12 protein-coding genes and 1 pseudogene are annotated in these 21,912 nt (G+C 69.7%); 1 reads left to right on the top strand and 12 read right to left on the bottom strand.

Features of this window, described 5'->3' with window-relative positions; translation table 11 throughout:
• Positions 1-3: 3 nt before the first annotated feature.
• The 7 genes from G6N37_RS23945 to G6N37_RS23915 all read right to left on the bottom strand — a co-directional run bounded on the left by G6N37_RS23945 (position 4) and on the right by G6N37_RS23915 (position 14,001).
• On the bottom strand, positions 4-1,632 hold the full coding sequence (locus G6N37_RS23945) for an acyl-CoA dehydrogenase family protein (protein WP_163683843.1): 1,629 nt from the start codon (positions 1,630-1,632) through the stop codon (positions 4-6).
• Between the two features lie 54 nt (positions 1,633-1,686).
• Positions 1,687-2,520 (bottom strand): extracellular catalytic domain type 1 short-chain-length polyhydroxyalkanoate depolymerase, encoded by an 834-nt coding sequence (locus G6N37_RS23940; RefSeq protein WP_163683842.1) that lies wholly within the window; start codon positions 2,518-2,520, stop codon positions 1,687-1,689.
• 9 nt (positions 2,521-2,529) lie between these two features.
• Positions 2,530-3,285: a deoxyribonuclease IV gene (locus G6N37_RS23935; RefSeq protein ID WP_163683841.1), complete on the bottom strand. Its 756-nt coding sequence runs from the start codon at positions 3,283-3,285 to the stop codon at positions 2,530-2,532.
• A gap of 145 nt (positions 3,286-3,430) precedes the next feature.
• Positions 3,431-7,381, bottom strand: coding sequence for a DNA-directed RNA polymerase subunit beta' (locus tag G6N37_RS23930; protein WP_163683840.1), 3,951 nt, complete (start codon positions 7,379-7,381; stop codon positions 3,431-3,433).
• Between the two features lie 41 nt (positions 7,382-7,422).
• On the bottom strand, positions 7,423-10,944 hold the full coding sequence (gene rpoB / locus G6N37_RS23925) for a DNA-directed RNA polymerase subunit beta (protein WP_163683839.1): 3,522 nt from the start codon (positions 10,942-10,944) through the stop codon (positions 7,423-7,425).
• 395 nt (positions 10,945-11,339) lie between these two features.
• Positions 11,340-12,350 (bottom strand): ABC transporter ATP-binding protein, encoded by a 1,011-nt coding sequence (locus G6N37_RS23920; RefSeq protein WP_046186730.1) that lies wholly within the window; start codon positions 12,348-12,350, stop codon positions 11,340-11,342.
• 169 nt (positions 12,351-12,519) lie between these two features.
• Positions 12,520-14,001 carry a carotenoid oxygenase family protein gene (locus G6N37_RS23915; protein ID WP_163683838.1) on the bottom strand — a complete coding sequence of 494 codons (1,482 nt, stop codon included), beginning with the start codon at positions 13,999-14,001 and terminating at the stop codon, positions 12,520-12,522.
• A gap of 71 nt (positions 14,002-14,072) precedes the next feature.
• Here G6N37_RS23915 and G6N37_RS23910 point away from each other — a divergent pair, with 71 nt between their 5' ends.
• Complete coding sequence (locus tag G6N37_RS23910; RefSeq protein ID WP_163683837.1) at positions 14,073-14,771, top strand: TetR/AcrR family transcriptional regulator; 699 nt, start codon at positions 14,073-14,075, stop codon at positions 14,769-14,771.
• A 55-nt stretch (positions 14,772-14,826) separates the two neighbouring features.
• Here the strand turns inward: G6N37_RS23910 and rplL are convergent, their stop codons facing one another.
• The 5 genes and pseudogenes from rplL to G6N37_RS23885 form a co-directional block, all read right to left on the bottom strand.
• Complete coding sequence (gene rplL / locus G6N37_RS23905) at positions 14,827-15,219, bottom strand: 50S ribosomal protein L7/L12 (RefSeq protein ID WP_007167798.1); 393 nt, start codon at positions 15,217-15,219, stop codon at positions 14,827-14,829.
• A 137-nt stretch (positions 15,220-15,356) separates the two neighbouring features.
• Positions 15,357-15,887: pseudogene (gene rplJ / locus G6N37_RS23900) on the bottom strand (50S ribosomal protein L10); the annotation flags it as partial.
• A gap of 278 nt (positions 15,888-16,165) precedes the next feature.
• Entirely contained in the window at positions 16,166-17,077 is a 912-nt protein-coding gene (locus G6N37_RS23895; RefSeq protein WP_163683835.1) for an ROK family protein, read from the bottom strand.
• A gap of 5 nt (positions 17,078-17,082) precedes the next feature.
• A complete protein-coding gene (locus tag G6N37_RS23890; RefSeq protein ID WP_163683834.1) occupies positions 17,083-17,694 on the bottom strand; it encodes a DUF7158 domain-containing protein in 612 nt (203 codons plus the stop codon).
• Complete coding sequence (locus tag G6N37_RS23885; RefSeq protein ID WP_163683833.1) at positions 17,691-21,863, bottom strand: glycoside hydrolase family 38 N-terminal domain-containing protein; 4,173 nt, start codon at positions 21,861-21,863, stop codon at positions 17,691-17,693. Before G6N37_RS23885 ends, G6N37_RS23890 begins: the two co-directional genes overlap by 4 nt.
• Positions 21,864-21,912: the final 49 nt, after the last annotated feature.

Genomic DNA, 21,912 nt, shown 5'->3' with positions numbered 1-21,912 from the left:
CGCTCAGCCCTTTACCAGCGCCCGCTCGAGGATCGGGGCCAGGTCCAGGCCGGTGGGCATGGTCCCGTAGGCCCCGCCCCACTGCCGGTCGAGCCGGGTGGTCAAAAAGGCCTCGGCGACGGCGGGGTGGCCGTGGCGCACCAACAGCGAGCCCTGCAGCGCCAGAGAGATGTCCTCGGCGACCTTGCGCGCGCGGTGCGCGATGGTGTCCAGGTCGGTCAGGTCGCGCCGCAGCCGCTCGACGTGTGCGCCCAGGCGCGGGTCGGCGCCGGCGCTCTCGGCCAGCTCGTCGAACAGGACCTCCACGCATTCGGGACGAGTGGCCATGGCGCGCAACGTGTCCAGCGCGCTGACGTTGCCCGAGCCCTCCCAGATGCCCATCAGCGGCGCCTCCCGGAACAGCCGCGGCATGCCCGAGTCCTCGACGTAGCCGTTGCCGCCCAGGCATTCCAGCGCCTCGGCGGCGTGCGGGGTGGCGCGCTTGCACACCCAGTACTTGCTGGCGGCCAAACCGATGCGGCGCAGCAGCGCCTCCCGGTCGTCGCCGCGCAACGCCTTGTCGGTGGCGCCGGCCATCCGCATCGCGACGATGGTGGCGGCCTCGGCCTCGACGGCCAGGTCGGCCAGCACGTTGCGCATCAGCGGCTGGTCGATCAGATAGGCGCCGAACGCCTTTCGGTGCTGGGCGTGGTGGATGGCCCGGGTCAGTCCGGTGCGCATGCTGGTGGCGCTGCCCAGCGTGCAGTCCAGCCGGGTGAGGTTGACCATCTCGATGATGGTGGGGACGCCGCGGCCCTCCTCGCCGACCAACCATGCTGTGGCGCCGTCGTATTCGACCTCGCTGGAGGCGTTCGCGTGGTTGCCGAGCTTGTCCTTGAGCCGCTGCAGGAACATCCGGTTGCGAGTGCCGTCGGGCAGCACCCGCGGCAGCAGGAAGCAGGACAGTCCGCCCGGCGCCTGCGCGAGGACCAGGAAGATGTCGCACATCGGCGCCGAGGTGAACCACTTGTGGCCGGTCAGGCTGTAGGTGCCGTCGGCGTTCGGGGTGGCCTGCGTGGTTCCGGCGCGCACGTCGGACCCGCCCTGCTTCTCGGTCATCGACATGCCGGCGGTGATGCCGCGCTTGGTGGTGGCCAGCTTGAGCTCGGGGTCGTATTCGCGACTGGTGAGCAGGGGTTCGTAGACCGCCGCGAGTTCGGGGTTGTAGCGCAGCGCGGGGACGACGGCGTAGGTCATCGAGATCGGGCAGGTGTGGCCCGGCTCGACGTTCCAGACCGACATCTTCGCGGCCCGCACCACGTGCGCGCCCGGGCGGTCGTCGGCCCACGGCGCGGCGTGGATGCCGGTGGCGATCGCCGTGCGCATCAGCTCGTGGTAGGCCGGGTCGTACTCGACCTCGTCGACCCGGTGGCCGTACTTGTCGTGCGTGTGCAGGATCGGCCGGTTGCGGTCCGCGAGTTCACCCCACCGCTGGGCTTCGGCGCCACCCGCGATCGCGCCCACCTCGTTCACCTCTTCCAGGCCCCATTCCCCGCCCTCACGGATCAAGGCCTCGATGAGAACCGCGGACGTCGCGGGGTTGTGGTTCTCCAGCGGAGGAACCTGGTTGGTGACGACATGCGTATCCGACATGCCCCTCATGTTACATTTTTCCGACAGCCGCACAAGAGCTGTAATGCTGGTCGGTCAGCGGGAGTGCGCGCTGAAGAATGCCCATAGCGTCTGGGTGGCGAACGACGGCCACTCGTGACCGCCCTGGTCGACCGTGATGAGCGTGACGCCGCGGTTGCCGGCGCATTCCGCCGTCGACGTGGTGACCGGACCATTGATCGTGCTGGCCGGGCTCGCACACTGATCGACGTTGCGCCAGAAAGCATTCACGCTGGGCACCGGCGGCCCGTTGATGACGCTGAAGCCCTGCCCGCCGCGGTAGGGGACGAGCCGGTCCGCGGTGCCGTGAATGTGCATGATCGACACGGGATGCGGGGTCGGGCATTCGTTCAGCAAGGTGCCGGCCACCGGGCCGATCGCCGCGAAGATGTCGGTGGTGCACGCCAGCGTGTAGGACATGATGCCGCCGTTGCTCATGCCGGTGACGTAGACCCTGGCCGGGTCGGTGCCGACATTCTTGGCGATGTCGGCCACCGCCGCGGCGATGAAGGCGACGTCGTCCACACCTTCCCGCCCGGGCCTGCCGCAGCACGATTCCCCGTCGACGTTCCAGGCCCGGTCGAGTCCGTCGGGGTAGGCGACGACGAACCGGCCCGAATCGGCCAATTGGTCCCAGCCGTAATCCCTTTCGACTTGCCGCCCGCTGCCGGAGTAGCCGTGCAGCGCCACGACGAGCGGCGCTGAAGCCGGTGTCCCCGCGGGCTTGTAGAGCCGATAGGTGCGATCGTGACCGCCGACGCTGAGGTGGTGCAGGCTGGTGCCGGTGACGAAGCCCGACGGTGGCTGCGGCGCGCAGCCCGCCGCGACCAGGAGGACGATCCCGAGGAGCGTGGCGAGCCGACCGAGCACGGCCGTGACTCAGTCGCCGGTCTTTTCCCGCAGGAACGCGATGTCGTCCTTGCGGCCTTCGTCGGCGGTTTCGCAGATGACCGGCGCGCCGGCGGCCTTGACGACCGCGGCGAGCAGTTCAGGATCGATCTGGCCGGTGCCGAAATTCGCGTGCCGGTCGGCGCCCGAGCCGGCCGCGTCCCTCGAGTCGTTGCAGTGCACCAGGTCGATGCGCCCGGTCAGCGCCTTGATCCGGTCCACCGCGTCGATCAGCTGCTCGCCCGCGGCCCAGGCGTGGCAGGTGTCCAGGCAGAAGCCAATCCCCTTGTCCCCGATGTGATCCCACAGCCGGCCGATGGTGTCGAAGTAGCGGGCCATCGCATGGTCGCCGCCCGCGGTGTTCTCCAGATACACCTGCACGTCGGTTTCGAGGTAGTCCAGCGCTTTGACCCACCGCTCGAAGCCGGCCTCCATGTCGTCGTCGTCGGCGTGGCCGCCGTGCACGATCACCGCCGTCGCGTCGATCTGCGACGCGGCGTCGCAGGTGTCCTGCAGGATCTTGCGCGACGGGATCCGGATGCGGTTGTTCGCCGACGCCACGTTGATGAGGTACGGCGCGTGCACGTACAGCGGCACGCTGGACGCCTTGAGCGCCGCGGCGTCCTCGCGCGGCTTCGGTTTCTTCCAGCTCTGCGGGTTGCCGAGGAAGAACTGCACCACGTCGGCGCCGTCCGCCTCGGCGGCGGCCAGGGGGTCCTCTGAGTGGACGTGTGAACCTATGAGCACCCGGCCAAGTCTAGTGAGGGGTGCCGACGCGCGGGGCCACCGAAGCACGAAAAAGCCCCGAGCCAACGGCCCGGGGCTTTTTTCGTCGACTACTGCCGATTGTCCGACTCCTCAGCGGCGCGTCACGCGCCGCATCGTCGTCGAGCTACCGGTAGTCGGAGTAGCCGTAGTCGTCCAGCGGAACCGCGGCACCGGTGGCCTGGCCGAAGTCCGGGCTGTAGTACTGATCCTCGTAGGACGGGATCGTGTACGCGGCGGCCCGGGCCTCCTCGGTCGGCTGCACCTGGATGTTGCGGTACCGGTTGATGCCGGTACCGGCCGGGATCAGCTTTCCGATGATCACGTTCTCCTTCAGACCGTTGAGCTTGTCGCTGCGGCAGTTGATCGCCGCATCGGTCAGCACTCGCGTGGTCTCCTGGAACGACGCCGCACTCAGCCACGAGTCCGTGGCCAGCGACGCCTTCGTGATGCCCATCAGCACCGGGCGGCCGGCGGCGGGCTCGCCGCCCTCGGCCACCACCCGGCGGTTCTCCGCCTCGAACTCCGCACGGTCGATCAGCGAGCCGGGCAGGAATTCCGTTGCGCCCGAGTCGATGATCGTGACGCGGCGCAGCATCTGCCGGACGATCACCTCGATGTGCTTGTCGTGGATCGACACACCCTGGGCGCGGTAGACCTCCTGGACCTCGCGGACCAGGTGGATCTGCACCTCGCGCGGGCCCTGCACGCGCAGCACCTCGTGCGGGTCGGCCGAGCCCTCCATCAGCTGCTGGCCCACCTCGACGTGGTCGCCGTCGGACAGCACCCGCTCGGAGCCGTCCTCGTGCTTGAACACGCGCAGCCGCTGGCGCTTGGACAGCTTGTCGTACACGACCTCCTCGCTCCCGTCGTCGGGAACGATGGTGATCTTGTAGAAGCGCTCGCCCTCCTCCAGCTGCACCCGCCCGGTGACGTCGGCGATCGGCGCCTTACCGCGCGGCACGCGGGCCTCGAATAGCTCCTGCACCCGTGGCAGACCGCCGGTGATGTCCTCACCGACACCACCCTGGTGGAAGGTGCGCATGGTCAGCTGCGTGCCGGGCTCACCGATGGACTGGGCCGCGACGATGCCGACGGCCTCGCCGATGTCGACCAGCTTTCCGGTCGCCATGGAGCGGCCGTAACAGGTCGCGCACACGCCGGTGCCCGTGGTGCACGTCAGCACCGAGCGCACCTTGATCTGCGTGATGCCGGCCGCCAGCAGGGCGTCGATCGACGGGTCGCCCAGGTCCTCGCCGCGCGCGACGACGACGTTGCCGGCCTCGTCCACCGCGTCGGCACCCAGAGTCCGTGCGTACGCCGAGGTTTCGATGTACGGGTCGCGGATCAGGGTGCCGTCGGGCTGACGCTCGGCCAGCTCGACGATGATGCCGCGCTCGGTCTGGCAGTCGTGCTCGCGGACGATGACGTCCTGGCTCACGTCCACCAGACGACGGGTCAGGTAACCCGAGTCGGCGGTACGCAACGCGGTGTCCGCCAAGCCCTTTCGGGCGCCGTGCGTGTTGATGAAGTACTCCAGCACGGTCAGGCCCTCGCGGAACGACGACTTGACCGGGCGCGGGATGAACTCGCCCTTGGGGTTGGTCACCAGGCCCTTCATGCCGGCCAGCGTCCGGGTCTGGGTGAAGTTACCCGTGGCACCCGAGTCGACGATCGTGATGATCGGGTTGTCGGCGGGATAGTGCTCGCGGAGCGCCTGACCGACCTCGTCGGTGGCTTCCTTCCAGATCTCCACCAGCGCCTCGTTGCGCTCGTCATGGTTCAAAGCGCCGCGCTGGAACTGCTTTTCGACCTTCTCGGCCCGCTCCTCGTACTGGTCGAGGATCTCCTTCTTGCGGGGCGGCACCAACACGTCGGCCATCGAGACGGTGACACCGCTGCGGGTCGCCCAGTAGAAACCGGCGTCCTTGAGCTTGTCGACGGTCTGCGCGACCACGATCATCGGGTAGCGCTCGGCCAGGTCGTTGATGATGGCGGCCTGCACCTTCTTGTGCATCTGCTTGTTCACGAACGGGTAGCCCACCGGCAGCAGCTCGTTGAACAACACGCGGCCCAGCGTGGTCTCGGCCATCCAGGCGTCGCCCGGCTGCCAGCCGTTGGTGCCGAACAACTCCGTCTCGATCTCGGTGGGCGGACGCAGCTGCGTCAGTCGCACCTTGATCTTGGCCCGCACCGAGAGCACGCCGCGGTCGGCGGCCATGATCGCCTCGGCCGGCGAGGAGTACACGCCGACCTCCGGCTGATCCTTGGCGGCCGGCTGGAATTCGCCCTTGTCGCCGTCGACCTCGGTCGTCAGGAAGTACAGCCCGGTCACCATGTCCAGTCGCGGCATGGCCAGCGGACGCCCGGAGGCCGGCGACAGGATGTTGTTGCTCGACAGCATCAGGATGCGCGCCTCGGCCTGCGCCTCGGCGGAGAGCGGCAGGTGCACCGCCATCTGGTCACCGTCGAAGTCGGCGTTGAAGGCCTCACACACCAACGGGTGCAGCTGAATTGCCTTGCCTTCCACCAGCATCGGCTCGAAGGCCTGGATGCCCAGCCGGTGCAGGGTCGGGGCGCGGTTCAGCAGCACCGGGTGCTCGGCGATGACCTCTTCGAGAACGTCCCACACCTGGGGACGCTGCCGCTCCACCATGCGCTTGGCGCTCTTGATGTTCTGCGCGTGGTTCAGGTCGACGAGCCGCTTCATCACGAACGGCTTGAACAGCTCGAGGGCCATCAGCTTGGGCAGGCCGCACTGGTGCAGCTTGAGCTGCGGGCCGACCACGATGACCGAACGGCCCGAGTAGTCGACGCGCTTGCCGAGCAGGTTCTGGCGGAACCGGCCCTGCTTGCCCTTGAGCAGATCGGACAGCGACTTCAGCGGGCGGTTGCCCGGCCCGGTGACCGGGCGGCCGCGACGGCCGTTGTCGAACAGCGCGTCGACGGACTCCTGCAGCATCCGCTTCTCGTTGTTGACGATGATCTCGGGCGCGCCGAGGTCGATCAGCCTCTTGAGCCGGTTGTTGCGGTTGATGACCCGGCGGTACAGGTCGTTCAGGTCGCTGGTGGCGAACCGGCCACCGTCGAGCTGCACCATCGGGCGCAGTTCCGGCGGAATGACCGGGACGGCGTCGAGCACCATGCCCATCGGCGAGTTGCCCGACTGCTGGAAGGCGGCGACCACCTTCAGCCGCTTGAGGGCGCGAAGCTTCTTCTGCCCCTTGCCGTTTCGGATGATGTCGCGCAGCGAGTCCGCCTCGGCGTCGATGTCGAAGTTCTCGATCAGCTTCTGGATCGACTCCGCGCCCATCGCACCGGTGAAGTACTCGCCGTAGCGGTCGACGAGCTCGCGGTAGAGGTTCTCGTCGACGATCAGCTGCTTGGGGGCCAGCTTGGTGAACGTGTTCCAGATGTCCTCCAGCCGGTCCAGCTCACGCTGGGCCCGGTCGCGGAGCTGGCGCATCTCCCGCTCGCCGCCGTCGCGGACCTTGCGGCGGGCGTCGGCCTTGGCGCCCTCGGCCTCCAGCTCGGCCAGGTCGGCCTCGAGCTTCTGCGCGCGGGCCTCCAGGTCGGCGTCGCGCTGGTCCTCAACGGCCTTGCGCTCCACCATCATTTCGGCCTCGAGCGTGGACAGCTCGTTGTGCCGCATCTCGTCGTCGACCGCCGTGATCACGTACGCCGCGAAATAGATGATCTTCTCGAGATCCTTCGGGGCGAGGTCGAGCAGGTAACCGAGCCGGCTCGGCACACCCTTGAAGTACCAGATGTGCGTGACGGGCGCGGCCAGCTCGATGTGGCCCATCCGCTCGCGGCGCACCTTGGCGCGGGTCACCTCGACGCCGCAGCGCTCACAGATGATGCCCTTGAAGCGGACGCGCTTGTACTTGCCGCAGTAGCACTCCCAGTCGCGAGTCGGTCCGAAGATCTTCTCGCAGAACAGGCCGTCCTTCTCCGGCTTCAGCGTGCGGTAGTTGATCGTCTCCGGCTTCTTGACCTCGCCGTAAGACCATTGCCTGATGTCCTCCGCGGTGGCCAGGCCAATGCGAAGTTCATCGAAGAAGTTGACGTCGAGCACGTAACTCCCTTTCCCCTTGCGGGTTTAGTAACTAAAACTGATTAAGCCAGGTCCTCAACAGAGGCGGATTCGTTGCGCGACAAGTTGATTCCCAAGTTGGCCGCAGCCCGCTCGAGGTCCTCGTCCTCGCCTTCGCGCAATTCGATCGCCGCCCCGTCCGACGAGAGCACCTCGACGTTCAGGCACAGCGACTGCAGCTCCTTGAGCAGCACCTTGAACGACTCGGGGATGCCCGGCTCCGGGATGTTCTCGCCCTTGACGATCGCCTCGTACACCTTGACCCGGCCGACCGTGTCGTCGGACTTGATGGTCAACAGCTCCTGCAGCGTGTACGCGGCGCCGTAGGCCTGCATGGCCCAGCACTCCATCTCACCGAACCGCTGGCCACCGAACTGCGCCTTACCGCCCAGCGGCTGCTGGGTGATCATCGAGTACGGGCCGGTGGAGCGGGCGTGAATCTTGTCGTCCACCAGGTGGTGCAGCTTCATGATGTACATGTAGCCGACCGTCACCGGGTACGGGAACGGCTCACCGCTGCGGCCGTCGAAGAGCACCGCCTTGCCGTCACCGTCCACCATGACCTCGCCGTCGCGGTTGGGCAGCGTGCACGACAGCATGCCCTGCAGCTCCTCCTCCTTGGCGCCGTCGAACACCGGTGTCGACACGATCTGGTTCGGCTGCGCGTGCAGCAGATCCTCGGGCAGGTTGGCCGCCCACTCTGGTGAACCGTCGATGTTCCAGCCCGACTTGGCCACCCATCCGAGGTGGGTCTCCAGGATCTGGCCGATGTTCATCCGTCGCGGCACACCGTGCGTGTTCAGGATGATGTCCACCGGGGTCCCGTCCGGCAGGAACGGCATGTCCTCGACCGGCAGGATCTTGCCGATGACGCCCTTGTTCCCGTGCCGGCCGGCGAGCTTGTCGCCGTCGGAGATCTTCCGCTTCTGGGCCACGTACACGCGGACCAGCTCGTTGACACCGGCGGGCAGCTCGTCGTCGTCCTCGCGGGAGAACACCCGGATGCCGATGACCTTGCCGGACTCGCCGTGCGGCACCTTCAGCGAGGTGTCGCGCACCTCGCGGGCCTTCTCGCCGAAGATGGCCCGCAGCAGCCGCTCCTCCGGGGTCAGCTCGGTCTCACCCTTCGGGGTGACCTTGCCGACCAGGATGTCGCCGTCGCGGACCTCGGCGCCGATGCGGACGATGCCGCGCTCGTCGAGGTCGGCGAGCACCTCGTCGGAGACGTTCGGGATGTCCCGGGTGATCTCCTCGGCGCCCAGCTTGGTGTCGCGAGCGTCGATCTCGTGCTCCTCGATGTGGATCGAGGTGAGCACGTCCTCCTCAACCAGGCGGTTGGACAGGATGATCGCGTCCTCGTAGTTGTGGCCCTCCCACGGCATGATCGCCACGAGCAGGTTCTTGCCGAGCGCCATCTCACCGTTCTCGGTGCACGGCCCGTCGGCGATCACCTGGCCCGCCTCGACGCGGTCGCCCGCGTCCACGATCGGCGACTGGTTGGCGCACGTGCCGTGGTTGGAGCGCTCGAACTTGCGCATCCGGTAGGTGTGCCGGGTGCCGTCGTCGGCCATCACGGTGATGTAGTCGGCGGACACCTCCTCGATCACCCCGGCCTTGTCGGCCACCACCACGTCGCCGGCGTCGATCGCGGCGCGCAGCTCCATCCCGGTACCCACCAGCGGCGCCTCGCTGCGCACCAGCGGAACCGCCTGGCGCTGCATGTTGGCGCCCATCAGGGCACGGTTGGCGTCGTCGTGCTCGAGGAACGGGATCATGGCCGTGGCCACCGACACCATCTGGCGCGGCGAAACGTCCATGTAGTCCACCTCGGACGACGGCACGTACTCGACCTCGCCCGCCTTGCGGCGGACCAGGACGCGCGGCTCGACGAACCGGCCGCCGGAGTCGATCGGCGAGTTGGCCTGCGCCACGACGTGGCGGTCCTCCTCGTCGGCGGTCAGGTAGTGGATCTCGTCGGTGACCACACCGTCGACGACCTTGCGGTAGGGCGTCTCGATGAAGCCGAACGGGTTGACCCGCGCGTACACCGACAGGGAGCCGATCAGACCGATGTTGGGGCCCTCGGGGGTCTCGATCGGACACATCCGGCCGTAGTGCGACGGGTGCACGTCACGGACCTCCAGGCCGGCCCGCTCACGGGACAGACCACCCGGGCCCAGCGCCGAGAGCCGGCGCTTGTGGGTGAGGCCCGACAGCGGGTTGTTCTGGTCCATGAACTGCGAGAGCTGGCTGGTGCCGAAGAACTCCTTGATCGCGGCGACCACCGGGCGGATGTTGATCAGGGTCTGCGGCGTGATCGCCTCGACGTCCTGAGTGGTCATCCGCTCGCGGACCACCCGCTCCATCCGGGACATACCGACCCGGATCTGGTTCTGGATCAGCTCGCCGACGGTGCGCAGCCTGCGGTTGCCGAAGTGGTCGATGTCGTCGGTCTCCACCGGCACCTCGATGCCGCCGGGGACGGTCATCACAGCGGCCTGGCCATCTGTACGGGCGTGGTGCAGGCGCACCAGGTATTCGATGGTGGCGACGACGTCTTCCTCGGTCAGCGTCGACGACGTGATCGGCTCGCCGGCGTGCAGGCCCAGCTTCTTGTTGACCTTGTAGCGGCCGACGCGAGCCAGGTCGTAGCGCTTCTCCTTGAAGAACAGGTTCTCCAGCAGCGTCTGCGCGGACTCCTTGGTCGGCGGTTCGCCCGGACGCAGCTTGCGGTAGATGTCCAGCAGCGCCTCGTCGGTGCCGGCGGTGTTGTCCTTTTCCAGCGTCCCCATCATGATCTCGGAGAAGCCGAACCGCTCGTGGATCTGCTCGTTGGTCCAGCCGAGCGCCTTGAGCAGGACGGTGACCGGCTGGCGGCGCTTGCGGTCGATGCGCACGCCGACGGTGTCGCGCTTGTCGACGTCGAATTCCAGCCACGCACCGCGGCTGGGGATCACCTTGACGCTGTGCAGCAGCTTCTCGGTGGACTTGTCGATGGTCTCGTCGAAGTACACGCCGGGCGAGCGCACCAGCTGGCTGACGACCACGCGCTCGGTGCCGTTGATGATGAAGGTGCCCTTCTCCGTCATCATCGGGAAGTCACCCATGAACACCGTCTGGCTCTTGATCTCGCCGGTGTTGTTGTTGATGAACTCGGCCGTGACGAACAACGGGGCCGCGTACGTCATGTCCTTGTCTTTGCACTCGTCGACCGGCGCCTTGACCTCGTCGAAGCGGGGGTCGGAGAACGACAGCGACATCGAGCCGGAGAAGTCCTCGATCGGCGAGAGCTCGTAAAGCACCTCTTCGAGGCCGCCGACCGGGCTGGGCTCGCCACGATCGGTGGCGGCCGCACGCCAACGCGGGGAGCCGATCAACCACTCGAAGGAGTCGATCTGCACGTCGAGCAGGCCGGGAACCTCGAGCGGTTCGCGGAGCTTGGCGAAGGAAACTCGGTTGGGCGCTCCGGGCACGGAGCCGTTTAAGGAACTTCCATTAGAGGAACTTTGTGGGCGATCCGTTTTGCTCTGGCGAGAATCAGCCAAGATGCATCCTTCCAGCACCTCGTGCGACTCACGAAGACCGGAACCACCGGTTGCGTTCGCCGCGAATTGTGTCGGTTCGGCCGGCGAACGATCTGTCCGAATCTCACGCGCACAACTAAAGAACTAAGCCGCTAGAGGGGGCTCAGGCTTAGACCACAGTGTCAAGTGGCGGGTGAGGTGGGCAGGAGGTAGCCAGCGCAACGTCCAACAATAGCGTAGGACGGCGCATTCCTCAACTGTCCAGCATGGGCAGTCCAGGGACATCGGCGCTGGCTGGCACTTCGACTCTCCACTGGATACATGCTGCCCAACAGACTGACCCGTTTACGCCCCGTCGTCAAGAGGACGGGCCGCCGAGTTACGCGAAGTTATCGCGAAACCCCGGGCCGGTCGGGCTAGTCGCCGACCTCGTGCGCCCGGTACTTGTGGGTTCCCTCCATGTCGTCGATGATCGCGGCCTGCGCCTTCTGCGGCAGCGTGTGCAGAATCTCGCGCACCCGCGCCTGGCGCCGGCCCACGGCCTTGCGCTCCGGCATCCCCGGCGACGCGACGATCTGCGGCGGCACCCCTTCGATCTCCTCCACACCGCCGGCGTGCTGACCGGCCTCGAGGGCGGCCTGCTCTTCGGCCATGGTCGACTCGTCCTTTTCCTCGGACATGCCGATCGGCCCGATGCGGCGGCCGTTGAGGAACTGCCGCACGACCGGCTCGTCGCTGGTCAGCAGCACCTCGCGCGGGCCGAACATGACCAGCTTGCGGCGGAAGAGCATGCCCATGTTGTCCGGCACGGTGCGGGCGATGTTGATGTTGTGCGTGACGATCAGGACGGTGGCGTCGATCTGGGCGTTGATGTCGAGGATCAGCTGGCTCAGGTAGGCGGTGCGCACGGGGTCCAGGCCCGAGTCCGGCTCGTCGCAGAGGATGATCTGCGGGTCCATCACCAGCGCCCTGGCCAGGCTGGCGCGCTTGCGCATACCGCCGGAGATCTCACCGGGGAACTTCTTCTCGTCGCCCCCCAGACCGACCATGGTCAGCTTCTCCATGACGATGTCACGGATCTCGCCTTCCTTCTTCTTGGTGTGCTCGCGCAGCGGGAACGCCGCGTTGTCGAAGAGGTTCATCGAGCCGAACAGGGCGCCGTCCTGGAACATCACGCCGAACAGCGTGCGGATCTCGTAGAGCTCCTTGGCCGAGCACTGCAGGATGTCGGTGCCGTCGATGACGACCGAGCCGCGCTCCGGGCGCAGCAGACCGATCAGGGACTTCAGGAACACCGATTTGCCGGTACCCGACGGCCCCAGCAGGACGCTGACCTCCCCGGCAGGGATCTCCAGCGTCACGTCTTCCCAAATTCTCGAGGATCCGAAGGACTTCGTGAGGCCGTTCACCTCAATAGCGACACCCATAGGAGATCCTTCCGTCGACGCCCAAGCCCGCCACCTGCCCTTTTGTGTGGCATGAGTCACTGTAGCGCACGCTTGCTGCACGGCATCAGGGTTGCGCGGCACAGCCGGCAAAATTTGGCTGACCTGAGATCCGGCCGCCACCGTCGGCGGCCGTCCTATTCAACGCGCGTTAGCCAGTGGGCGCCCAGTTGCCGTGGAAGCCCATCGGCACCCGCTGCGGCAGATGCACGGTTGCCACCGACTCGAGCGTCGCGGCGTCCAGCAACACCAGCTGGCCTTGGTCGCGGCCGCGGTGATAGCCGTAGCCCATCAAAATGCCGTCGTCCTCGGCGCCGGCGCCGGGGTTGGGCACAAAGGACATCTCGCCGAGCAAAAGGTCGGGGTCCAGCGGTGCGACCGCGCGGCCGCCCGTCGCGTAGTCGTGCTTGTACAGCGCGGAGGCGCCTCCGGCGAAGTACGCGCCGACCGTGTAGCCGAACCGGTGCGGCCCGCCGAGCAGGTCCTCGTTGATCCGGGGGAATTCCTGCGGCTGATCGTCGCGGCACTCGGCGCTCACCGCGCCCGTCGACAGGTTGACGGTCCAGCGGTCCAGCGTCGGGGGGGTCTCGCCGGGCCCGCGCCGGTCGCGGTCGAACATCCGCGAGTAGCGCACCACGTCGAGCACCAAAACCTCGGCCCCGTCCCGCATCTCGGAATAGGCGTTCAGCGGGTGGTAGACGTAGCAGGGCTCGATGGGGAACCAGCGAACGTCGGAGTTGCCGCCCTCGCGGGGCATCACCCCGATGCGCGCCGGGTAGTCGGCGTCCCAGGCGTACGGCATCCGGTCCGAATGCTTTGGGCTGCGGTTCATCATCGCGCTGATCGGGCTCGGTACCCGCACCCGCCCGATCAGCGACTGCATCGCCAGCCGGGCCGGCAGGCCGAGCCAGCGGGGCATGCTGACCGGCAGCAGCTGCATCGGGTCGAACGTCACCGGGAGGTCGTAGACGACGACGTAGGAGTCGGTCAGCGAGAAGTCGTGCATCATCGGCGACCCGGACACCTCGATGTCGACCGTGCGACGGGCGCGGCCCTCGGTGTCGATCACCGAGTACTGCACGGTCCGCCCGCGGGCGAATGAGTAAGAGACGGCGTGTAATTCGCCGGTGCGGGGATCGCGGTGCGGGTGCGCGGTGTAGCCGCCGGCCAGGGTGCCGTCGAAGTCGCACGTCCCGATGGTGTCCAGCTCGTCGGTCAGCTCGTAGTTGGCCACCCCTCCCTCGACCAGCGCCAGGGTGCGCCCGGCGTGGGTCAGGACGTTGGTGTTGGCGCCCAGCGAGAGCATGCCCGCGCTGGGATCGAGCCGTCCCGGCGCCGGCTCGCCGAGGGCGGCACACACCGACAGGCTGCGCACCCAGCGGTTGCGGTACCACCGGGCCTTGCCGTCGCGCAGCGCGACGCCGTGCACCATCCCGTCGCCGCTGAACCAGTGATAGGTGGCCGGGTCGACCTCTTCGGCCGGGTTGGGCCCGTTGCGCAGATAGCGCCCGTCGAGGTGCTCCGGAATGTGCCCGGTGACCGGCAGGTCGGTGGCGGTCACCTCGGCGCTCACCGGCGCCAGCAACCCCTCCAGATACGGATTCGTGGTCTCGGCGGTTTGCAGTGACGTCATCTCTGAGCTCCTATAACATCGTTATGACGTTGTTATAGGTACCGTACGCCGCGGATGAGAGGATGGCAACGATGACTTCACAAGCGAGCTCGCCCCCCGCGCCCGCGGGGCAGCGCGGCGTCCGCGAGGGGATGCTGTCCGCCGCGGTCGACCTGCTCGACGAACACGGGCCCGACGCGCTGCAGACCCGCAAGGTCGCCGGCGCGGCCGGTACGTCGACCATGGCGCTGTACACCCATTTCGGCGGGATGCGGGGCCTGATCGCCGAGGTGGCCGCGGAGGGGCTGCGGCAGTTCGACGCCGCGCTGACGGTGCCGCAGACCACCGACCCGGTCGCCGACCTGTTCGCCCTCGGCGCCGCGTACCGGCGCTTCGCCATCGGGCGGCCACATCTGTATCGCCTGATGTTCGGCAGCACCAGCGCGCACGGCATCAACGCGCCGGCGGGCAACGTCCTGACCCTGTCAGTCGCCGAGATCGAGCAGCACATTCCCAGCTTCGCGCATCTGGTGGGCGCGGTGCAGCGCTCCATGCGCGCGGGCCGGATCACCGCGGGCTCGGCGACCGACGACGCGACCGTCATTGCCACGGCCGCTCAGTTCTGGGCGTTGCTGCACGGGTTCGTGATGCTCGAACTGGGCGGCTTCTACGGTGACGACGGCTCGGCCGTCGCGCTGGTGCTGGACTCGATGAGATCCAAACTTCTTGTCGCGCTAGGAGATTCACCCGAGCGGGTGGCGCAATCGCTGCAGTCGGCGATGCGGGGCTGAGCACGCGAAACCCCCGGGAGCCGCAGGGGCGGTCCCGGGGGTTTTCGACGTGGAGCTACTTGACGGTGACGGTGGCGCCGGCGGCCTCCAGCTTGGCCTTGGCCTCGTCGGCGGCCTCCTTGGCGACCTTCTCCAGCAGCGGCTTGGGCGCGCCGTCGACCAAGTCCTTGGCCTCCTTGAGGCCCAGGCCGGAGACGATCTCGCGGACCACCTTGATGACGCCGATCTTCTTGTCGCCGGCGGCCTCGAGGATGACGTCGAACTCGGACTGCTCCTCGGCGGCCTCGGCGGGGGCGCCACCGGCGGCCGGGCCGGCCGCGGCGACGGCGACCGGGGCGGCCGCGGTGACCTCGAAGGTCTCCTCGAACTTCTTGACGAAGTCGGAGAGCTCCAACAGGGTCATTTCCTTGAAGGCGTCGAGCAGGTCGTCGGTAGACATTTTCGCCATGGTGTGTGGGTCCTTCCTGATTTCCGGGGTTGGGGTTATTCGGCTTCGGCCGGGGCTTCCGGAGCCTCAGCGGGTGTTTCCGAAGCTGGCTCTGGGGCGGTTTCCGCGGCGGGCTCCGCCGCGGCTGCGGGTTCCGCGGCAGGGGCGGGGCCTTCCGCGGCCTTCTTCTCCTGCAGCGCGGCCGCGAGGCGCGCGACCTGCGAGGCGGGGGCGTTGAACAGGCCGGCCGCCTTGGCGAGGTTGCCCTTCATCGCGCCGGCCAGCTTGGCCAGCAGCACCTCGCGCGATTCCAGGTCGGCGATCCGCTCGACTTCGGCGACGGTCAGGGCGCGGCCGTCCATGTAGCCGCCCTTGATGACCAGCGCCTTGTTGTCCTTGGCGAAGGTCTTGATGGCCTTGGCGGCGTCGACCGGCTCGCCGGTGACGAACGCGATGGCGGTGGGCCCGGCGAACAATTCGTCGAGGCCTTCCACGCCCGCCTCAGACGCGGCGCGCTTGATCAGCGTGTTCTTGGCCACCGAGTAGGTGGCCGATCCGATGAGCGACCGGCGCAGCTCGGCCAGGTTGGCCACGGTCAGACCGCGGTACTCGGTGATCAGGGTCGCGGTCGCCTCCCTGAACTGCTCGGCGATGTCTGCAACGGCGGTGGCTTTGTCAGCCCTGGCCATGCGTACCTCCTGAAGTGAAAGCCATGCGACGTGTCGTCTGCGATTCACCCGAGGAACGACGAACGCCCCGGCGCAGGAAGCGGCCGGGGCGTGAAAAACGCCGGCGCGTGCCGGCGCTGCTGCCTCGTCCTCCTGCGTGGGCCGCCGGGATGCTCCCGGACCTTCAACCGATTTCTCGGTGACCGACGGTCTTCGGTGGATCGGCAACCAGGATAGCCCGGCCCACCCCGGTCAGCCAAAACGGCGGACGTCGAGCGGCGGCCGAGGTGACCGCGTGGTCAGCCGAGGCCCGCCAGCCTGGCGGCGCCGACCAGCCCTGCGTCGCCGCCCAGTTCGGCGGGCACCACCCGCAAACCGGCCAGAAAGTCCAGCCTGGCGTACTCGGCCAGCTTCTCCCGCAACGGGTCGAAGAGCAGGTTTCCGGATTTGGCCACGCCTCCCCCGATGACGACGAGGTCGAGGTCGCAGACGGCGCCGACCGAGGCGATCATGGCCGCGAGCGCGGTCGTCCCCCGGCGGAAGGCCCGCGTCGCCACCCGGTCCCCGCCCGCCGCCGCGGCGGCCAGCTCCCGGGCGCCGGCGGCGGGCGGCGCGGACCAGCCGTTGGCCCGCGCCCAGCGCACCATCGACGGTCCCGACGCGATGGCCTCGACGCACCCGCGGCCGCCGCACACACAGGGCGGGCCGCCGTCCTCCACCACCACGTGCCCGACGTGACCGGCGTTGCCGGTGCGGCCGGTGTAGGGGACGCCGCCGAGCACCAGTCCGCCGCCCACGCCGGTGGACACCACCATGCCCAGCAGGAAGTCCGCGCCGCGCCCCGCGCCGCGCCAGTGCTCGCCCAGCGCCATGCACACGCCGTCGCCGCCGAGCCGTACGGGCACGCCCGGCACCGCGGCCGCCACCCGGTCGCGCAGCGGGAAGCCTCGCCAGCCCCTGATGTTGATGGGGCTGACGGTTCCGCGGTGCAGGTCGATCGGACCGGCCGAGCCGATGCCCACCGCGGCGACCGCGCCGCCGCCGGCCGCACGCAGCACGTCGGCGATCGTCGCGTCGACCGCGGCCCAGACCTCCTCGGCCGTACCGCCGCGCGGCGTCGGGCGGATCGCGGTGTGCACCAGCACGCCGTCGGGGTCGGCGAGGCCGGCGGCGATCTTGGTGCCGCCGATGTCCAGGCAGAGGGTGAGCATCGCGATCAGTGCCGGTGGACGTTGTCGGGTTGGCGCGGGTCGCCGGGGTGCTCGTAGCCCGGAGCGAGCCGCACCAGCTCGGCCCGCCGCGCGTCCAGCCAGACGCGGAAGGCGCGTCGGCGCGCGGCGCCGCGCAGATGGTCGGCGATCGCGGGCCGCACGTCGTCCAGCCGCGGTCCGACCGGCGGCGGGGCCCGCCAGCCGTGCTCCTCGCGGCCCGGTTCGGCGAATCGCAGGGGATTGCGGGCGTGGTAGGCGGCCACCTCCTCGTCGGCGACCCACACCCCGGCGGTGACGTCGGCGAACAGCGCCCGCGCGCGGGGGTCGGCCAGCGCCGCCGCGGCGACGCTGCCCAGCTCCAGGCGGGCCGTCGCGTCGGGCAGCAGCTCGGCCTCGCTCGGCGCACCCCGCCCGCTCAGGCCGCGCGCGTCGGCCTCCGCGGCGACGACCCGCTCGGTCACCATCAGTTGGGTCAGCCAGCGCCGCAGCTGGCGTCCCTCCCCGGTGCCGCGGGACGGCAAGGCGGCCGCGCCCGGTCCGGCGCGCAAGCGCGCCTCGGCCGCGTCGACCTCGTCGACCCGGACCGGGATCCCGGCAACCGTCGCGACGACGCTCATGTCACGCTCACCCGCACCGCCGGGGTGTAGAGCAGGCGACCGGCGCAGGCGACCCGGATCAGGGCCCACCACCGGCCCGGCTCCAGCCCGTCCGGAGGGGCCACCTCGAAGCTGAGGTCGGCCGTGCCGCGGGCGGGCAGCACCCCGCCCACCGCGGCCGGGCCCAGCCACTCCCACGTGCCCCACGGGCTGATCAGATGCGCCTCGAGCGCCAGCTCCGCCCCGGCGCGGCCGCCGACCCGGACGGTCAGCGCCGAAGTATCGCCGGCGGCCAGCTCCACGTCGGCGGGCCCGTCGACGAGGTAGATCGGCTCCGCCTCCTCGCACGCGCCGACCTCGACCAGGCATACGTCCTCGACCGTCTGTCGCCACGCCGCCGGGAGCCCCTCCCCGGTGATGCGGAGCTGGGCCCGGACCGGATATAGGCCCGGCGCGGCGCGGGCGGGCACCGAAACGGCGACATCGGCCTCCCGGTAATCGCCGCGGCGCAGCGCGAGGGGCAGCTCGTCGGGCTTGGCCGACCATCCCTCCGGACAGACCAGGGTGACCGTCCCGGTCAGGGTGGCGTCGGTGCAGTCGCTGGCCGCGGTGAGCCGCATCGCGACCTCGTCGCCCGGCTCGGCGGTCAGGCGCGCGGGATGCAGATGGGCGACGCCGGGCAGCCCGCCGAGCGGCGCGGGGCCCCGGTTGTGCAGCCAGTACCGCGCGTAGAGGGGCTGGGCGGTTTCGGCGTGCGGGGCCAGCGCGCGCGACGCCGCCGGCGCACGGGGCGCCTCCAAGCGGGCCAGCACGGTGGCCACCTGGTACCCATGCAGCTCAAGCGGGTGCGCGGCGGCGCGCGGGTTTTCGAGCAGGTCGGCGCCGCCGGGGTCGCCGACGGTGGCGACGTCGGAGCCGAGCACCACGCCGGCCCCCGTCCCCGTAGTTTCCACCAGGCGCAGCGCCACCGCGTGGGGGTCGACCGGCCGGGCGCGGCCCGCCGCGAGTGGGTTGCCCGCCGCCTTGAGCGCGGCCAGCTGCACCCCGTCGGCGGGCTCCACGGTCAACAGCGACCCGGACGCGGGCAGCCCGCCCGCCGCCCGGTCGGCGGCGACCGCGATCAGCGGGTGGGCGAATTGCGCGCTGCGGGCGGGGATGCCGGCGCGTCGCCAGTCGCCGGCGGCACCGATCAGCGCGTAGTCGAAGACGTGGGTCCAGTGCTGGAGCTGGAAGTTCGAGCCGTCCGGGGCGGTGCGCCGCGGTTCGTCGATCCAGGTGCCCGACGGCCAACCGGTGCACGAGCGCAGGAGCGCGGTGTGCAGGGTGCCCTCGGCGTCGACGGCGAAGCTGGGCACCCCGCGGTTGAGCAGGGCGACGGTGCGGTCCTCGAATTCGCCGGTTCCCGCCGGCGCCCGCTGGGTCACGACGACTTCGGCGTCGCCGAGGTCGTCGGCCACCGACGCGATGGCGGCGGCCAGGCTGTCCTCGTCGCGTCCGGCGATCACCAGCACCGGCAAGGCCCGCACGGCACGCAGGTCGGCGCCGGGCACCCACGCCACGGTCAACGGGGTCGCGGCCGGTACCCAGACCCTGGCCCAGCCCCCCGCCGCCAGCTGGCGGTCGAGCTCTTCGGTGTACACGGGGTCGGCCTGCGCCAGCACGGCCCTGGTGAAGGCGTTGCGGGCCGGCCCGCCCAGCGCGATGCGGGCGTCGGGCAGGTTGGAGTCGACGTCGAGGTCGCCGTAGCGCGGCCTGTCCGCGCCGCTGCAGGTGGCCGTCACCCCGGCGCGGACCAGCGCCACCATCAGCCCGCGCGCCAGCGGCGCCGACACCGCCTCGTCCGGCGACACCACCTCGGCCACCGAGACCGCCCGCACGGCTTGGCCGTGAGGCGGGCCCACCCGGACCCGCGCCGCCGACGACAGCCCGAACCAGCCGTAGGCGGGGTTGTCCAATGTCCACGGGTGCTGAGCGGTGTCCACCGATTCGGGCCCGTCATGCAGCAGCGCGAATCCCCGTCCGACGACGGCGTCACCGACCTCGCTGACCGGCATGGCGCCGGGCACCGGGCACGGCCAGCGCAGCCGCACCAGGCGGTCGGCCCCGGTGAAGTCGTCGATGGTGGTGCGGCAGTCCACCCGCGGCACGCCCCGCCACAGCGTCAGGGTCTGGGTGTAGCGCAGCACCGAACCGATCCGCCCGGTCACGACGAGCCGCTGCCCCAGCGGTCCGTGGTAGGCGCGCGCCCGGGCCGGCGACCCCGACGAGCACACCACCGGCCCCTTGGGCAGCAGGTGCCACGGGCCCTCGGCCTGCGTCGGGTGGGCCGCGTATTCCTCGTAGACGGCCAGCTCGTTGCCCACCCGGCCGTCGGCGATCAGCTCGCGACCGTCTTGGACCAGGGATACGACTCCCCCGCCGCGCGCCGGGTCGACCTCGAGGCGATAGTGCTCGTTGGCGATCGCCGAGCCGGGCGCGGGCTCCCAGCCGGTCGGCCGGGCGTCGGGAACCAGCCGGTAGGCCCGCCAACCCAGCGACGGCACCTCGCGCGCCAGCCAGGAGACCGAACGGCCGTCGCGCTCGACGTGTGCGGGCAGCTCGGACCCGTCCGCGTCCAGCACCCGCGCCCCGGCGCCCAGCGGCGGGTCGAGCCGCGCGGTGACGATGTCGGTGCGCCGCTGCGCCAGCGGGTTCCACACGATCACGTCACCGCCGACCGCGCTGGACAACAGCGCCAGGGCGGCGTCGCGGGTGGCGCGGCCCAGCTCCCACGCGTCGCGCCAGCCGGTCAGCAGGTCGAGGTAGACCTGGTCGGACTCCGAGCCCGTGATCCCGTCGTGGTGCGCCCCGTAAGCCAGCTGGACCCACGCCTTGGCCAGCGCCGCCTGCGGGTATTCGGCGCCGGTCAGCAGCCCGGCGAACACGGCGAACCGCTCGGCCTCGAGCACGGCGTTCTCCGCGGCGCGGTTGGCCTGTTTGGTGTCGATGTAGGACACGTCCTTGCCCGTGTAGATCGGGTTCATGTCGCGGGTCTGCGGCGACGGCGCCCGGCCGCGCTCGGCCAGTTCGGCGCGCACGGCGGCGAAGAACTCCCGCGGCAGCGCGCACACGAAGCGTGGCCACGTGTAGCGCGCGGCCCAGTCGCGGTGGATGGCGGTGACCCACTTGTTCGGCGGCGTGTAGTCGGTGCCCACGGGCAGCAGCACGTTGCGCGTCAGCGCGACCTTCTTGAGCTGCTCGAACAGCTCAAGCGTGGCGTCCTCGGCTTCGGCCACCGATGTCGCCGAGTCCATCCACCAGCCCGCCGAGTAATGCGCGGGCATGTAATGGGTGAGCAGGCCGCGGCCCGACGGCGAGATCCATTCGAACTCGCTGCTGAACTGCATCCGCTCGACGTCGCCGCCACCCAGCGCCGGCCCCCACTGGTGGTGCGGGCCGCGGGCCCACGAGCTCGACGTCAGCCCGGCCTCCGCGGCCAGCCCGGGGAACTGCGGGTCGTGGCCGAAGACGTCCAGCTGCCAGGCCGTTGCCGGGTCGGCGCCCAGCACATCCCGCTGAAAACCCATGCCGTGCACCAGATTTCGAATGGTCGTTTCCGGGCTGGTGAGGTTGGTGTTGGGTTCGTTGTACGTGCCACCCATCACCTCGACGCGACCCTGCGCGATGAACCGGCGCAGGTCGGCGCGGTCTTCGGGGCGGGTGTCCCAATACGGCTTGAGGTAGTCGACCTCGGCCAGCACGAACTTGTACTCGGGCTCGCGACGGGCCATTTCCAGGTGCGCGTGCACCAGCTCGAAACCGTTCGTCTGCCGGGCGCGCCCCGGCGGGTCCTCGGTCCACTCGCTGGTGTAGGCGCCCTGCGTGTTCCACCAGACCGGGTCGTAGTGGAAGTGGCTGACCATGAACATGGTCCAGCCGGGCTCGGCCACGACGAACTCGAACGGCTCGGCCGCGCCTGCGGCCAGCGCCCGCGCCGCGCGCCGCTGTCCGACGACCGGGCGGTCCACCCTGACCGGGACCTCGACGACCTCCTCGCCGGCGCCCGCCACCGCCGCCCCGCTCAAACCCTCACCTTCGACGCGGACCGGCGTGGGCCCGGCCGCAGCGGAAACGGTGACGCGGGCGAGCTGCAACGGCGCGTCCGGCGGCCCGACGAACAGCTCGGTCGAGTGTGCCGAAACCAGCTGCATCCCCGCACTTTACGGCCCGGAGGGCCTAATATCCGAGAATGCCCGCTCT

Source organism: Mycobacterium seoulense (genome assembly GCF_010731595.1).
Lineage (GTDB): Bacteria > Actinomycetota > Actinomycetes > Mycobacteriales > Mycobacteriaceae > Mycobacterium > Mycobacterium seoulense.
Note: the sequence above shows the minus strand (reverse complement) of the source record. Positions and strands in the feature narration are given on the sequence as shown.

Bases quoted from the DNA above. Each gene is read 5' to 3' on its own strand.
- G6N37_RS23920 (WP_046186730.1), bottom strand. From the start codon at position 12,350: ATGGGTGTCGCTATTGAGGTGAACGGCCTCACGAAGTCCTTCGGATCC.
- G6N37_RS23910 (WP_163683837.1), top strand. From the start codon at position 14,073: ATGACTTCACAAGCGAGCTCGCCCCCCGCGCCCGCGGGGCAGCGCGGC.
- G6N37_RS23915 (WP_163683838.1), bottom strand. From the start codon at position 14,001: ATGACGTCACTGCAAACCGCCGAGACCACGAATCCGTATCTGGAGGGG.
- G6N37_RS23945 (WP_163683843.1), bottom strand. From the start codon at position 1,632: ATGTCGGATACGCATGTCGTCACCAACCAGGTTCCTCCGCTGGAGAAC.
- rplL (WP_007167798.1), bottom strand. From the start codon at position 15,219: ATGGCGAAAATGTCTACCGACGACCTGCTCGACGCCTTCAAGGAAATG.
- G6N37_RS23885 (WP_163683833.1), bottom strand. From the start codon at position 21,863: ATGCAGCTGGTTTCGGCACACTCGACCGAGCTGTTCGTCGGGCCGCCG.
- G6N37_RS23895 (WP_163683835.1), bottom strand. From the start codon at position 17,077: ATGCTCACCCTCTGCCTGGACATCGGCGGCACCAAGATCGCCGCCGGC.
- G6N37_RS23890 (WP_163683834.1), bottom strand. From the start codon at position 17,694: ATGAGCGTCGTCGCGACGGTTGCCGGGATCCCGGTCCGGGTCGACGAG.